General features: G+C 70.1%; 1 pseudogene. It reads left to right on the top strand.

Annotation, left to right across the window (positions count from 1 at the left end):
* Positions 1–214: pseudogene (locus V5F48_RS25200) on the top strand (MFS transporter); the annotation flags it as partial.

Raw genomic sequence — 214 nt, 5'->3', positions numbered from 1 at the left:
GGCGGCCATGTTCCTCGGCACGGCGATCGGCATCGCCCCGGCATCCCTGTGGATGGCCCGCGTGGGACGAAGGATCGGCTTCGTGGCGGGCGCCGTGCTGGGAACCCTCGGCGGCCTCCTGGGGGCGCTCGGGATCTTTTATGCATCGCTGCCGCTGCTCTGCCTCGGGACCGGCCTCGTCGGCGCCTACCAGGCCTTCGCGCAATTCTATCGT

It is taken from the genome of Xanthobacter autotrophicus ATCC 700552, from assembly GCF_043194565.1.
In the GTDB taxonomy this organism is placed as follows: domain Bacteria; phylum Pseudomonadota; class Alphaproteobacteria; order Rhizobiales; family Xanthobacteraceae; genus Xanthobacter; species Xanthobacter autotrophicus_F.
Note: the sequence above shows the minus strand (reverse complement) of the source record. Positions and strands in the feature narration are given on the sequence as shown.